Genomic DNA, 14634 nt, shown 5'->3' with positions numbered 1-14634 from the left:
GTATGCAAATAAAACCATGGAATGTAATGGATGTTGTTATCCAACACGCAAAAAAAACACCTGACAAAATTGCGATTTGTGATAGTGAGAAGAATTGTACATATGCCGATCTTCTTCATCAAGTGAGAAAAGTTTCCTGCGGTTTAAAGAAAAATAGAACAGCGAATGCAAGGGTTGTCATTATCTCCAATAATTGCATGGAGTATGCTGAAGTATTTCTCGGTGCAATCTATGCGGGCTGCATCCCGGTGGTGCTTGATCCTAAATGGAGTCAAAAAGAAATGATTCAAGTATTAGAGAATAACAATCCATCACTTATTTTTGGAGATAAATTCAAGCTCATGAAAATCCCGGATAGTACCATGCAAACAAAGGTATCCTTTCAAGAGGACGAGGAAATCACTTCCTATAGTACATGGTTAGCTTCACAAGAAGAAGATACCACCATGGAAGCGAATGAAGTGTTATTTATAGGATATACATCTGGAACAACCGGGAAACCAAAAGGGTTTATGCGCAGTCACGTATCGTGGATCAAGAGTTTTGAATCAGGTATCCACGTATTCGGGTTGAAAGAAACCGACCACTTTATTGCGCCGGGTTCCTTTGCTCATTCCTTGTCATTGTTTGTGCTCATACAGAGTTTATATCTAGGTGGCACGTTTCATGTGGTTTCAAAATTCAATGCGGAAAAAGTGGCTGCTATATGCAGTCAGTACAAAGATATTATTTTGTTTGTTGTGCCTACGATGATTCAATCATTGATCGCGAGTACAATAAATGAATCGGACATTAAGGGATTGATCAGTTCGGGTTCGACGTGGACTGCAGCTATGAAGAAACAGGCTATTAAACGATTTGGCAGAACAAAGATATTTGAGTTCTATGGTACTTCGGAGGCAAGTTATATTAGCTATCTTACTGTCTCAGAAAAAACCGACTTACATTCTGCAGGGAAACCTTTTCCTGGTGTTGAAATCTCTGTATGTGATGAAAATGGATGGGAACGCGACAGAGGGGAAGTCGGACAACTAAAGATAAAAAGTGAGATGGTTTTCACTGGCTATGATCATATGCCAAAAGAGACAAAAGCAGCTTTTCATGATGACTGGCTTTTATTAGAAGATTATGGCTATCTGGATGAGAATAATCAATTATATTTAAGCGGACGAAAGAAGAACATGATTATTACGGGCGGGTTAAATGTTTTCCCTGAAGAAGTGGAAACTGTTCTTAAGCAACTCTCGGAAATTAAGGAATCTATGGTGTTTGGCATTGCCGATATGCACTGGGGTGAGAGAGTTGTTGCTGTTGTTTCCTGGAAAGGTGAAAGGAAACTTTCATCCGTTAGTTTGAGAAAATATTGTTCTGAGTTTTTGGCAACGTATAAAATTCCGAAAAAAGTAGTGACGGTTGATTCATTTGTCTATACAGGCGGTGGGAAGGTAGCGCGTAAGGTGATGGAAGACCGAATAAAGGATGTGCTGACATGACAGAATGTGTTTTTGTTACAGCTAAACGAACCCCGATCGGCAAAAAAGGAGGAGTACTGAAGTCACTTGACCCGGAAAACCTTCTATCGCCACTCATTGAGAGAATCATGACTGAAAGTGGACTAGCTGCTGAATCAGTAGCTGATGTCATTGCTGGGAATGTGGTAGGTCCAGGGGGAAACATTTCCCGCGTTTCATTACTTAATGCTGGGCTGCCTGTTACTGTACCGGGTGTAACAATTGATAGGCAATGCGGGTCCGGACTTGAGGCAATTCAACTTGCAGCACGTCATATTCAAAGCGGTGCGGGTGAAATTTATCTGGCGGGCGGTACAGAAAGCACGAGTCGGGCACCGTGGAAACTGGCAAGACCAAAGCATATGTCAGGCACACCCACATTATATGAGCGTGCCCCTTTCACACCACCTTCTTATGGTGATCCTGATATGGGGATTGCGGCGGAGAATGTTGCGAAAAAATATCAGATAACAAGAGAAGCACAAGATGAATATGCAGGAAAAAGTCATAGAAAAGCAAATAGTGCTATGAAGAGGAAGCGTTTTTCGGATGAAATTGTTCCGTTGGAAGTTACAGGGCAACTGGTGAGTGCAGATGAATGTCCACGTGATCACTCAAAATTGGAGAATATTCTGAGACGAATGCCTCCATTATTTCACAAAGACGGAAGTGTGACTGCTGGAAATGCATGTTCGGTTAATGATGGTGCGGCATTAGTGCTGGCAATGTCGAGCCAAAAATGCAAAGAACTTGGGCTGGTGCCGGCTGTGCGTTTTGTGGATGCTGTGGTGGCAGGGGTAGATCCAGCCTTACTTGGCATTGGTCCTGTTCCAGCAGTGGAAAAACTATTAGAACGCCAACAATTAACGGTAGAAGATATTGATGTCGTCGAATTTAACGAAGCATTTTCTTCACAAGTGCTTGCATCACTCAAAGCACTCAAAATACCTGAAGAAAAAGTAAATGTGAATGGCGGGGCTATAGCATTAGGACATCCATATGGTGCATCCGGAGCTATTTTGATGACACGATTAATGACAGAGATGAAGTACGGAAACTATAAAAGAGGTCTTGCAACCCTTGGAATAGGCGGGGGAATGGGGCTGGCAGTACTAGTAGAGGCGATATAAGTGAATGAATCTCGTGAAGTTGTTATGACAGCGGAATGGGTTAGGCAATATGCACAATCTATTGATGCACCATTAACACAAGTAAATGGTAATTATATTGCGCCGCCAACGATGATTATGCTGTTCTGGCAATTGTTTGATTCATGGAAGCAGGAAGGTAGAGTCCTTTTGCATGTGAAACAGACATATGATTACGTTTGTCCAATTACAACCGATATGACACTGGATTGTACGCTTACCTTACAAAAACAAAGAAAAGTTGGTTCGGATGAATATAAAGTTTATCTTTTAACGTGTTTCTATCAAAATGAAGTTATAGCGACCGCTAAGACAACATTAATGATACAAGGTGAGTAATATGGAAAAAAGAAAGATTACGAGAGAAGCAGTTCAGCATTATGCAAATGTTTCAAAAGATAAGGCCTCTATTCATATACAAGAAATCGAAGACAATAAAAGCACCGCTAAAAAAGCTATTGCCCATGGAGCGTATATCATGGGACTCGCACAGTCATTGTACAGCATGAAGCACGCGGGGCAGTGGGCAAAATCTTGCACTATGACATTTCATAACCCGGTATATGTTGATTCTAATGTATGGTTTGATTTTGTGGAGAAGAAGGACTGCATTGAGATTTTTGTGACAGGCGAGGATTCCGAACTATTGGCAAAAGGTGTTTTAGATGTTGCATGGTTATGAATTTGCGACCAGCAGAAAGGTGATATTTTGTGATTATGTTTGATCAGGTTAGCTTTTATTATCAAAATAACAATCCGATTGTTTCCAATCTCAATCTTTCCATAAAAGAACGGGAATATGTCGCCCTTGTCGGTCAAAATGGCTGTGGGAAGTCAACCATTGCAAAATTAATGAATGGTCTTCTTACTCCCAAAAAAGGGTCTGTTGAAGTTTTTGGAATGAAAACAGCTAATAATTCATATATTCAATCCATTCGAAAGCATGTTGGATATATTTTTCAAAATCCGGAAAATCAGTTTATTACGACATCGGTTTTAGATGAAATCGTGTTTGGTCTGGAAAATATTCAGGTTCCTAAAGAGGAAATGGATGAGCGCATTAACAAGACCCTAGCAATGGTTGGAATGTCGTCATACAAGTATGCGATGCCCCAATATTTATCCGGCGGGCAAAAACAAAAGATTGCCATTGCAGCTATTTTGGCTATGGAACCGAGCTATATTCTTTTTGATGAGGCGACATCTATGCTTGACCCAAAGGGGAGGCAAGATATACTCGCCATAATGCGCCAGTTGAATCAACTTGGGATAACGATTATTCATATTACCCATCATATGGAAGAGGCATTAGAAGCCAAACGTATTCTTTTTGTTAACAAGGGTGAACTGCGATTTGATGGTTCTCCATTCCAATTTTTTACAACCATTCCCGTAACTGACTACGGACTGGATAAACCTTTTGTCTTCCGTGCATCCGAGACACTAAATATACCTGTCGATTCCTCTCTGGATTGGAGAAAGTTGGCTGAATCTTTATGGTTTTCACATTAAAAGATATAAATGTTTGTATCGGTAAAGAAAAAATTTTACATAATATAACCTGTTCTATCCCTAGAGGGAGATGGATTTCCGTTATTGGAACATCCGGTTCAGGAAAATCAACATTGCTTAAAACGCTTAAAGGATTAGTTACTATCGACAGTGGAGAATATTTTTTCGACGATAGACAGATTGTACGAAAAAAAAGTATTGATACAACAGCTATTTCCGAAGTGGGATATGTTTTTCAATATCCTGAACATCAATTTTTCCAGACAACAGTATATAAAGAACTTGCGCTAGGTTTAGAACAAAAAAAGTACTCGAAAAAAAAGATAAATGATACCATCTCAGAAATACTGCAGCTTTTTGATCTGCCCGAGGAAATTCTTGCTAAATCCCCATTTCAACTAAGTGGCGGACAGCGCAGAAAACTTGCGATTGCATCCGTCATGACAACTAAGCCGAAGATTATGCTGTTAGACGAACCAACAGCAGCGCTTGATCCCATAAGTCGAAAGAAAATAGTAGCAGGAATCAAACACTGGCAAGAAGAAGGCAATACTGTTATCTTTGTCTCCCATCAGATGGAGGATGTTGCCGAGTATTCAGATAATGTCCTCGTTATGCAACGTGGCAGAATTGTCACACATATGGATGCGACAGCTTTGTTTTTGCATTATGGAAATCTTATGGAAGAAAGCGGAATGATTCTTCCGCCATCTGTTCAGCTGAAAAATAGTGTAGAAAAACTGGCGAAAGAATATGTTGATATCACCAGCTGCAGGGAAGCGGATATTTTAGCAGCGGTTCGCAAAGCAGTGGCCAAGCGAGGTGAACAATTTGTCTGAGGCAATTATTCTGGGGCAGTATATTGAAAAGGAATCAATACTTCATCGGCTTGATCCGCGTACAAAGCTAGTTTCGATGATCAGTATCATGGTATGGTTTGTCGTGATTCAGTCAGTGATGGAGTATGTGCTGGCCACGGTCTTTACTTTTTTCCTTCTGTTCATCTCAAATGTTTCGATACGATACTATTGGAAAAGTTTGCGTCCAATTCTGTTTATTATTTTGTTTACAGCTATGTACAATGCGTTTCTTACTAAAGGAGAAGTTGTCCTGTGGGAATGGTCCGTCTTCCATTTAACACAGGAAGGAATACATCAGGGAATCCGGTTTGCATGGAGAATTGTACTGCTTATTTTAATGGCATCTATACTTACATTCACCACAAAGCCACTGTCGTTAACTGCCGGTTTAGAGCGACTGCTCAAGCCATTATCCCGTTTTGGTATTCCTATTGAACAGTTTTCCCTGATGGTTACAATTGCAATTCGTTTCATCCCGACGATTGTGAGCGAATTTGATCGTATTGTACTTGCGCAAAAAGCAAGAGGGATCGATGTCAAAGAGCGCTCCTTGATTCAAAGGATGTTCTTGTATATACCCATGCTGATTCCGCTGCTTTTTTCTTTAATTCAACGAGCGGAAACACTTGCGGAAGCGATTGACTCGCGTGTATATGGAAAAGGGAAAAACCGTACCAGCTATCGCAGTCTTCAGTTGTCTGCAGCCGATTACCGGGGTCTCACTATTGTACATTTATTTGTTGTTACCGGTGTATTCTGGTCGATTTATTTTGTTTAGCAGGAGTTGGTTTGACAGGGTATTGTGGAATGGTTCCGCATTATGATATCGAGCGATAGTACTTAAAATAAGCCTTCTCCCTGATTTAAATTCGGTACTGTTTGAGTCACCACAAAGGCATCATATTTCCAGCCACCCATCATGAACTTCAACAACCTGGTCACATACATCCAGTGCGCGTAGTTGGAATAACAGTAGTTTTCCACTAGTCTTCTAGATTCTGAAACATATTTTTTTGATAGCAATAGCTGTATTTTGATAGGCTTCTATTATCATTTCAAACAATGCTTAATTTTCATGCAAATATAATAAGTTGTAAGTTCTAATAAGGGAGGTTTAAACCACATGTTAATCGAATGGTATTAGATTGCCTAATGCGGCGTTAGGGTTAAAGAAGTACGTAGAGGCGCTATAGTTTCATGAGTGGTTCAACATAACATAAAGTAGAAGTATTATGCCATCCTCCAGGAGGTGCTAAGCGTTCAGACGTTTATCGGTATCTGGTAACATAACATCCCCACCTAAGTTTATAGTGGATAGGCCACATAATAACCTTTAATTATACATGGAGTTTACGTGCTCGGGTGGAACACTTATTTCAAACGGCACATCTTTAAAGGCGGGAAGCATAGAACTGCTTCACTCACCTCCCCGTGCTCTATAGTGTATCTGATTTCCATTTACATTATAGCAACTTTTACCGTGGAGGGAGAGTTTCTTTCATTACATTTTTGTGCCTTAAGCACAGCGAAAGGAATGATACTTTAAATGCAAAAGAACAAAAAGGCGATGGTTGGTACTCATTGGGGAATCTATCAAGTTGAGACTAGTGACGATGCTGTTGTTGATGTACAGCCTGCGGGGACGGACTCTAATCCATCTCCCATTGGAGAACTATTGTATGATGCGATGGATAACCGTTTCCGTATTTCTCAACCTATGGTTAGAGCTGGATATTTACGAGGTGATCAAAATCATCGTCAATCTCGTGGAAAAGAACCTTTTGTACCGGTAAGTTGGGACGAAGCACTTGAACTGGCAGCATCTGCATTAAAGGACATAAAGGAAAAGGTAGGAAATGCCGGAATCTATGGTGGATCGTATGGATGGGGCAGTGCCGGGAGATTCCATCATGCCCAAAGTCAGATCCACCGATTTTTGAACACTATCGGGGGGTACGTCGCATCGGTGAACAATTACTCTGCGGGCGCGTGCCAAGTTATTGTTCCCCATGTAATTGGTGTGGATTATGGAACTGCAGACGATGTAGTAGAATATGGTGAGATCATCGAGGCTTGCGACTTGCTCATTGCCTTCGGAGGTTTGAATCAGTATAATAACCAAGTAATACCTGGTGGGGTCACTGACCACAACGAAAGAAATGTGATCGAAGAGCTTGCAGCATCGGGCACCGAAGTTATCTCGATCAGCCCCATTCAATCCGATATACCAAGGGATGTTGCGAGTGAGTGGATTGCTGCAAGACCTTGCTCAGACGTTGCTATTATGCTTGGAATTGCCCATTACCTTGAAGTGAACAGCAAGGTCGACGTTACGTTCATTGATCGTTACACAGTCGGATATGACAAGTTCAAGGCATATCTGCTGGGGCAGTCTGACGGTGTTATGAAGGATCCAGAATGGGCATCCTCCATCGCTAATATTCCTTCACAAGATATTATACGTCTCGCAGATAAACTTGCCAATGCACGTTGTCCGTTAATAACGGTTAGCCTGTCACTGCAAAGATCAGAACATGGCGAACAACCCTTCTGGCTCGCCATCGTGCTTGCCGCTATGCTGGGATCGATAGGAAAGAAAGGTGGCGGTTTTGGACTTAGATGGGGGAGTAGTAATGGTTCAGGTTACTATCATAAACCCCCTTTTTCATGGGGTAGACTTCCACAAGGCCGGAACCCAATCAAGCAGACGATCCCTGTTGCCCGAATTGCTGATATGCTACTAAATCCAAGTAGCCCTTACTCATACAATGGAGAAATAAGAACCTATCCTGATATCCAACTAATCTATTGGGCTGGCGGTAATCCATTTCATCATCACCAAGATTTGAACAAACTCCGTCGTGCTTGGAGGAAGCCGAAAACCGTGATTGTTCATGATTCGACTTGGACAGCTACGGCACGTCACGCGGATATCGTATTCCCAGCAAACACCTTTCTTGAGCGTAATGATGTTATTTGCAGCAAAGATGATTATCATATTACTCCGTCGAAAAAGGTGCTGGAGAATTACGGGCAATCTCGAACTGATTATGAAATTTTCTGCGGGTTGGCTGAAAGACTGGGTGTGCTTGAAGCTTTTTCAGAAGGTCGCGATGAGACGGCGTGGCTGAAAAACATTTATAAAGTTAGTAGGAATAACGCCAAACAGGCAGGTGCCGAATTGATTCCCTTTGATGAGTTTTGGGAGACGGGCGAGCCTTTATATGCAGAGCCTAAGATGAAGCCGAGACGAAATAACTTTATGTCACGCTTTCTCAACGATCCTAAGGCCCAGCCGCTGTCGACACCTTCCGGGAAGATCGAGATCTTCTCGAGTAGAATCGCATCCTTTAAATATGCTGACTGTACCGGGCATCCGAAATGGTTCGATAAGAATGAATGGTTAGGAGCGCCTCGGGCAAGTAGTTTTCCATTACACATGATCTCCCATCAACCACGTAATAAACTTCATAGTCAATTCGATTTCGGAGCTTTCAGCCATAAGGATAAGACAGCGGGGAGGGAGACGGTTACTATAAATCCTGCTGATGCATGTAAGCGTGGGATAGCGGACGGAATGCTTGTACGGATTTTTAATGATCGAGGTGCTTGCTTGGCAGGAGCGCGACTTTCAGACGACATTATGCAAGGTGTCGTTAGTTTGCCTACAGGCGCATGGTATTGTCCAGACGATACCGAGGGACCTAATAGCCTGGAGTACCACGGCAACCCGAATGTCCTGACAGCGGATAAAGGTACTTCTTTACTAGCGCAAGGGCCAACCGCCCATAGTTGCTTGGTCGAAATCGAACCGTTTCATGGTTCTGCGCCAGAAGTTCAAGAATTGTTAACGCCCAAATTTATTTCGCGTGCGGATGTGTAAAAAAACGGAAAAAACTTAACAGAAACAGATTTTTTCATTTATTTGATGCATCATTAGTATAGCTGGAACCCTTGATGTTCAAGGGTTGATAAATTATCTAAGAATTTCTGTCACTGGCATTGCATAAATAATAAGGAAAAATCAATAATATTCCCAATTATCAAAATGTAAGTTTCAGGGTATAAAAAATCCTAGATATGGATGTTTATAGGGAAGCGAAAAATGATTTCTTTAGCAAGATAATACAAACTCCTGAATTTAAGCAATTAAAAAGCGGTGAAGATAGATAAATATAATTCGTTCAACAAACGGGCGCCGCTCGACAAGTTCTGCCTTTCACGCCTTACCATCCCATTTCTTGGAGCTGCCATTGGGATAGACCCGAAAAAAATCGAGAGTGCTAAAACAGAATTTTTTGTGGCTTACGGTGGTCCTTTAGCTGGATTACTATCCATACTTCCAGCAGTCGCCCTTTATATGACAACAGGTAATCCTTATTTCCGAACAAACGATCATGGCAAACCAGTTCACGTCCTTATTTGTCAAAAGAACGAAAAGACCAGGTTAATCGTTATCTTCAAAGCAATACAGGTTTTACTTTTCCGATTTCACAGGAAAAGAAGCGTACAGAAATTGAAAAGACCAAGGTAGAGAAAGACATTTTGCGAGGTATTTTAAATGAAATGAACATGAGAGAGGATACACTGGAAACAGAGTCTGATGGTCAGTTTGCGTCAGTAGGGACAAAAGTTAAATCTCTTTTTCTATACTGCTTGCTATAATCCTTGTTTTTGCCATTAATATTTTAGACGCCAGTCAGCCAACAGGTTTGTAGTTGGTGGGTAGTGCTTGTCATCTTCCGTGTACTGCTCTATGTGGAAGTTGAATTATCAACTAAGAAGAATGACAGGTAATGCTTTTAATTATGGTAAAATAATAAGAACAAATAGAAATAAGGAAAGGAGAAGCAATATGTTAGATAAGAATGATACAAATGTTCAGTTGCCTAATGAAATCATTGGAATACTTGAAAAGAGTGTCAACGGAAAAAACATTGATGAAAAAGTACGATTATCACTAGCTATTGGAATGTTTGTTGATGGAACGGTTACTCTGGAACGTGCAGCTGAACTTTAAGGAATGCCTTTGGCAAATTTTATAGATATCCTTCGTAATAAAAATATTCCATGGATGGAATATACCCCAGAACATATTAAAGATGACGAAACAGCTATCCAAAAATATAAGGATGGACAGAATAAATGAGTACGATCATTACAAACACAAGTCCTATCATTGCCTTATCTATGATAGAAAAACTATCAATATTATGGGAAGGAGTGAGAAAACGTCCGTATGGTCGTTTTTATTTATGATATGATAGATGTGGAGATCGAAGATCGTATCGCATCAATGGAAATGCTAGGTTAGATCGGCTTTGGGGTAGATTTGGATGCTGTAATACTAAATGACTAAACAGGGATTGTAAACTTGAGTGACTAAGCGTTTGGATGGTTTGATGTGAGGCTGAATTTCATAAAGGTTATGAGCCTAGTAGGTGATATGTTCGCTACCTATATCGTGATAGACAGATTTTATCAGGAGATCGGATTTAAGCCAGAGGCTTAGATAGAGGGTGGGCTATATTTAGAATTAATCGCAACAAAGTTTTATTCATTAGAATGAGGATTGGTGTTTATGGTGACTAATAAATATAATTTTCAAAAGCTTACTCCCACTGAATATGAAGATTTAAATATTTATGAGTCTTCTTTGGATTTTGTATTTCAGGAAAAAGATCTAAAAAACGTTGCAATAACAGGATCATATGGTGCAGGGAAGAGTAGTGTCTTAAAAACATACAAAGATAAGCGACCTCAAACAAGCTTTCTGAATATCTCACTTGCTCATTTTGGATCAGATCTTGAAGATAAATCCAGTAATAAAGAGTATAGTGATACAACTCTAGAAGGTAAAATTCTTAATCAGCTGATTCATCAAATTGACAGTAAAAATATCCCACAAACACATTTTAAGCTTAAAAGGAATGTGCGAGCACGATCAATTTGGTTAGACGCTACCTTAATATCCTTGTTCATTATTCTAGTATTTTACATATTTGGTTTCAATGCTTGGAGTAAATTCGTCCAAAGTTCTGATTCATGGCTAGCATGGATTTTTGATTTTTCGACTAAGGATATTTCTGTTGTAATAGCAGGTTTAATATCTGTTGCCTTATTAGCTTATGCCCTTTATGGGTTAATGAAGATGTTCAGGTATAATAAAATAATACTTAGCAAGTTCAAATTAAAGGGCAGTGAAATAGAAGTTTTATCAGATGACAAGGAATCCTATTTCGATAAATACTTGAATGAAGTCTTATATCTATTTGAAAATGCTAAAACAGATGTGATAGTTTTTGAAGACATGGACCGGTTTAATAATATAAAGATATTTGAAAAGTTAAGGGAAATAAACTCTCTTATTAATAAAAAATCTTCCAGGACTATTCGCTTCTTCTACCTTCTTCGAGACGACATATTTGTTTCTAAAGATAGGACAAAATTCTTTGATTATATGATTCCAATTGTTCCTATTGTAGACGGTTCTAATTCTTATGATATGTTTATTAGATTTTTTGAAGAGGGGGATATTTCAGAGCATTTTGATAAAGGTTTTTTGCGAGGTCTATCGCTGTATATAGATGATATGCGTATACTTAAGAACATTTATAACGAATACGTAATCTATAATGATCAAATCCAGACCACTGAATTAGACTGCAATAAATTATTAGCTATTATTTCGTATAAAAATATCTTTCCAAGAGATTTTAGTGAGTTACAGCTAGGTAGAGGATTTGTGTATACGGTTTTTTCTAATAAAGATAAATTTATTGAAGAGGAAAAAGCGAAGTTAGACATTGAAATTAAGAAGAAACAGGATCAAATTTCTGCTGCCAAAAATGAATTATGCAATAGTATAGATGAGTTAGATGCCCTTTATTTTCCTTGGGAACATCCATTAAAAGTGGATGGGGATCATGAGAATAAATTCTCTTCTATAGTAGATTTGATCAAGGCTATGAAGGATAATCCAGACAAAATAGACAAGATTCGTTATGATCGTTCAAATATTTCTTTTGATTTTGAAGATAAGAACAGAGAAATGACCGAAGATGATGATTACCAGGCTCGAAAACAAGCAATTGAGGATAAGTCTAACAAGAGCATTGAACAAATAGATAAGCAGATAGATGAAATGCAACAAAAAAAGACACATATTGAAACACGGAAATTTAATAAGATTATTACAAGAGATAACATTGAAAGGATTTTTGGTGTAGACTTTGAAAATGAAACTGAAAAAGAAATTCCTTTCAAAAGTGTTAAACTAAGCTCGTACTTTTCTTTAATTAAATATTTAATAAGAAATGGTTATATTGATGAGAAGACCTATCCAGATTATATGACTTATTTTTATGAGAATAGTCTTAGTAGAATAGATAAAATCTTTTTGCGTAGCGTAACTGATGAAGTTGCTAAAGCATTTTCTTATGAATTGAAGAAACCCGAGGACGTTATTTCCCAATTACAGGATGGTAATTTTAATCAGGAAGAAATCCTTAATTTCGATCTCTTGGAATATTTATTAAAATCGAATGGTGAAAAATTGCCTTTGTTCATTAACCAAATAAAAAATGATAAAAGGTTTGATTTCATTTTACAGTTCTGGAGTATAGAAAGAGAAAAAGAAAGGTTTATTAAAATCATAAATCATTATTGGACTGATATTTTCAAAGACATGCTAGTTGATAATCATTTTTCCAATATCCAAAAACGAATGTATATTGTTGATTCGTTTTACTACTCTACAGACGAGGATATATTGAATCTAAATGTGGATAATTGTCTAACTGAATTCATTTCCAATGATGATGAATTTTTAAATATTAGTGACCCAGATTCAGAAAAAATTATTAGCAAACTTAATTTATTAGAGGTGGAATTTAAACAGATCAATTATGAACGTTCAGATCATGAACTTTTTATGTCGGTCTATGAATCCAATTTATATCAAATAAGTATGACAAACATTTCACTTATGTTGGAAAAAGTTTATGATTTATCACGTAATGAGGAGTTCAAGCATAGAAACTATACTTTAATTGTTTCTCAACCTGAAGAACAATTGGCTTATTATATTGAAGAGAACATGGATCACTACATTGACATTGTTCTTGAAAACTGCGATTCATGGATTACAGACGATGTAAATCAAGCGCTCCATATTGTCAATGATACCGATATTAGTTCTGAACATAAGTCGATTTATATAAGTTATCTTCAGACCAAAATAACGAGTCTAAATGATATAGATAATAATGATTTTTGGTCGTTATTTTTGCAGCATAACCTTGTTGAGTACTCAGTTTTCAATATCCTAGAGTATTATTTGTTAAATGGATTGGATTCTTTGCTTGTAGACTTCATTAATAATAATGACATGTCTTTGGATTTTGATTCTGTTGAAGTGAAAGAATGTTTCGGAGACAATGCTACTGTAAACTTCTATTCTGATATCATTTCATGCCATGAATTATTTGACACGAAGTATAGTATGATCATGGAAGGCTACAATAACTGTATTGGGGAATTCTCTTTTGAAAACATCCCTGATGATAAAATTCAAATATTAATCACGCTTAATGTCATTTGTATGAATGAGTATAATCTACAAATCATGAGAGAGACTTACTCTGATCATTTAATGTCTTTTATATATGCTAACGCTTCTCAATATGCTTTTGAGGTTATCGATAGCGAAAACTTTTCATTCAATGAATTTGATAATTTGCTGGACAGCGATATCGGGGATTCATTTAAACTTAAACTATTAGAAAATACATCAAGATCTATATCTGTGGAAGATAAGTCGTATTCCGAAGATATTATATGTCATATTCTCGAACGTAATTTTGACACTGAAGATATTCTTTTCTTAATAAATGAATACGAGCAAAAAAGTTCCAGAGTAAAAGAATCGATCTATAATTTATGTATAAAGAATATAAATGAGATTATAGATAAAGAGTATGACATCTCGTATGAACTTTTAGTTAAACTCTTTAAATCAGAGAAGATCGATGATGACACTAAGAGGCAATTGTTGATTTTACAGCTTCCTGATCTTTATAAAGATCAAGCAAAAGAGATTTTTACCATTTTAGATATGTCTGAGTTCTCCTTGGTATTTGAAGGTAAGAATCCAAAGATTGTTAAGACGAACCATAATGAGCAACTACTTAAAATCCTGAGATTTAAGGGGTGGATTTCCAGTTTTAAAGAAGATGAATACTATCCTGATTCTTATCGCGCAATGGGACGTCGTTTAAATAAAAGAAGAAAAGAAAACAAAACGAAATACGAACATGACCCGGCGTAATTATCAAAAGGAGTCTTAATCATTGTAACGATATTATAGTAGGTATGGTTCGCAAAAGCATGGGGACGGTTCTCATGCTTTCTTTTATTTCGTTAAGTGTAAAAGCGAACGTTTTTATTAATTTCACCCTTTGCTATATTTCACACACAAGAAATCCACTTTTTATCTATCACACCTCGTCAGACTCTCAAATTTCCCGCTTACCCTACCTTAAAATACGATTTCCCACTTTTTGAATGAGAACAAATGTTCTTGAATTTCCTATTAGAATACTT

The 14634-nt window shown here is 38.1% G+C and carries 10 protein-coding genes; all 10 read left to right on the top strand.

Annotation, left to right across the window (positions count from 1 at the left end; all coding sequences use genetic code 11):
• Nucleotides 1-2: 2 nt before the first annotated feature.
• Nucleotides 3-1493: an AMP-binding protein gene (locus ACZ5Q7_RS01655; protein ID WP_343751579.1), complete on the top strand. Its 1491-nt coding sequence runs from the start codon at nucleotides 3-5 to the stop codon at nucleotides 1491-1493.
• Complete coding sequence (locus tag ACZ5Q7_RS01650) at nucleotides 1490-2641, top strand: thiolase family protein (RefSeq protein ID WP_343751578.1); 1152 nt, start codon at nucleotides 1490-1492, stop codon at nucleotides 2639-2641. The genes ACZ5Q7_RS01655 and ACZ5Q7_RS01650 overlap by 4 nt, the downstream gene beginning before the upstream one ends.
• A complete protein-coding gene (locus ACZ5Q7_RS01645) occupies nucleotides 2642-2998 on the top strand; it encodes a hypothetical protein (RefSeq protein WP_343751577.1) in 357 nt (118 codons plus the stop codon). It begins immediately after the preceding gene.
• A 1-nt stretch (nucleotide 2999) separates the two neighbouring features.
• Nucleotides 3000-3341, top strand: coding sequence for a MaoC/PaaZ C-terminal domain-containing protein (locus ACZ5Q7_RS01640; RefSeq protein ID WP_343751576.1), 342 nt, complete (start codon nucleotides 3000-3002; stop codon nucleotides 3339-3341).
• Between the two features lie 35 nt (nucleotides 3342-3376).
• Nucleotides 3377-4171 (top strand): ATP-binding cassette domain-containing protein, encoded by a 795-nt coding sequence (locus ACZ5Q7_RS01635; protein WP_343751587.1) that lies wholly within the window; start codon nucleotides 3377-3379, stop codon nucleotides 4169-4171.
• Nucleotides 4156-5010 (top strand): ATP-binding cassette domain-containing protein, encoded by an 855-nt coding sequence (locus tag ACZ5Q7_RS01630; protein WP_343751575.1) that lies wholly within the window; start codon nucleotides 4156-4158, stop codon nucleotides 5008-5010. The genes ACZ5Q7_RS01635 and ACZ5Q7_RS01630 overlap by 16 nt, the downstream gene beginning before the upstream one ends.
• Nucleotides 5003-5809 carry an energy-coupling factor transporter transmembrane component T family protein gene (locus ACZ5Q7_RS01625; protein ID WP_343751574.1) on the top strand — a complete coding sequence of 269 codons (807 nt, stop codon included), beginning with the start codon at nucleotides 5003-5005 and terminating at the stop codon, nucleotides 5807-5809. Before ACZ5Q7_RS01630 ends, ACZ5Q7_RS01625 begins: the two co-directional genes overlap by 8 nt.
• Nucleotides 5810-6577: 768 nt before the next feature.
• On the top strand, nucleotides 6578-8914 hold the full coding sequence (locus ACZ5Q7_RS01620; protein ID WP_343751573.1) for a molybdopterin-dependent oxidoreductase: 2337 nt from the start codon (nucleotides 6578-6580) through the stop codon (nucleotides 8912-8914).
• Between the two features lie 972 nt (nucleotides 8915-9886).
• On the top strand, nucleotides 9887-10051 hold the full coding sequence (locus ACZ5Q7_RS01615; RefSeq protein ID WP_343751572.1) for a hypothetical protein: 165 nt from the start codon (nucleotides 9887-9889) through the stop codon (nucleotides 10049-10051).
• A 561-nt stretch (nucleotides 10052-10612) separates the two neighbouring features.
• On the top strand, nucleotides 10613-14359 hold the full coding sequence (locus ACZ5Q7_RS01610; protein ID WP_343751571.1) for a YobI family P-loop NTPase: 3747 nt from the start codon (nucleotides 10613-10615) through the stop codon (nucleotides 14357-14359).
• Nucleotides 14360-14634: the final 275 nt, after the last annotated feature.

Source organism: Lentibacillus halophilus (assembly GCF_055395055.1).
The sequence above is the reverse complement of the archived record's forward strand: the minus strand, read 5'-3'. Positions and strand labels throughout refer to the sequence as shown.

Bases quoted from the DNA above. Each gene is read 5' to 3' on its own strand.
- ACZ5Q7_RS01655 (WP_343751579.1), top strand. From the start codon at position 3: ATGCAAATAAAACCATGGAATGTAATGGATGTTGTTATCCAACACGCA.
- ACZ5Q7_RS01650 (WP_343751578.1), top strand. From the start codon at position 1,490: ATGACAGAATGTGTTTTTGTTACAGCTAAACGAACCCCGATCGGCAAA.
- ACZ5Q7_RS01640 (WP_343751576.1), top strand. From the start codon at position 3,000: ATGGAAAAAAGAAAGATTACGAGAGAAGCAGTTCAGCATTATGCAAAT.
- ACZ5Q7_RS01635 (WP_343751587.1), top strand. From the start codon at position 3,377: ATGTTTGATCAGGTTAGCTTTTATTATCAAAATAACAATCCGATTGTT.
- ACZ5Q7_RS01630 (WP_343751575.1), top strand. From the start codon at position 4,156: ATGGTTTTCACATTAAAAGATATAAATGTTTGTATCGGTAAAGAAAAA.
- ACZ5Q7_RS01620 (WP_343751573.1), top strand. From the start codon at position 6,578: ATGCAAAAGAACAAAAAGGCGATGGTTGGTACTCATTGGGGAATCTAT.
- ACZ5Q7_RS01615 (WP_343751572.1), top strand. From the start codon at position 9,887: ATGTTAGATAAGAATGATACAAATGTTCAGTTGCCTAATGAAATCATT.
- ACZ5Q7_RS01610 (WP_343751571.1), top strand. From the start codon at position 10,613: ATGGTGACTAATAAATATAATTTTCAAAAGCTTACTCCCACTGAATAT.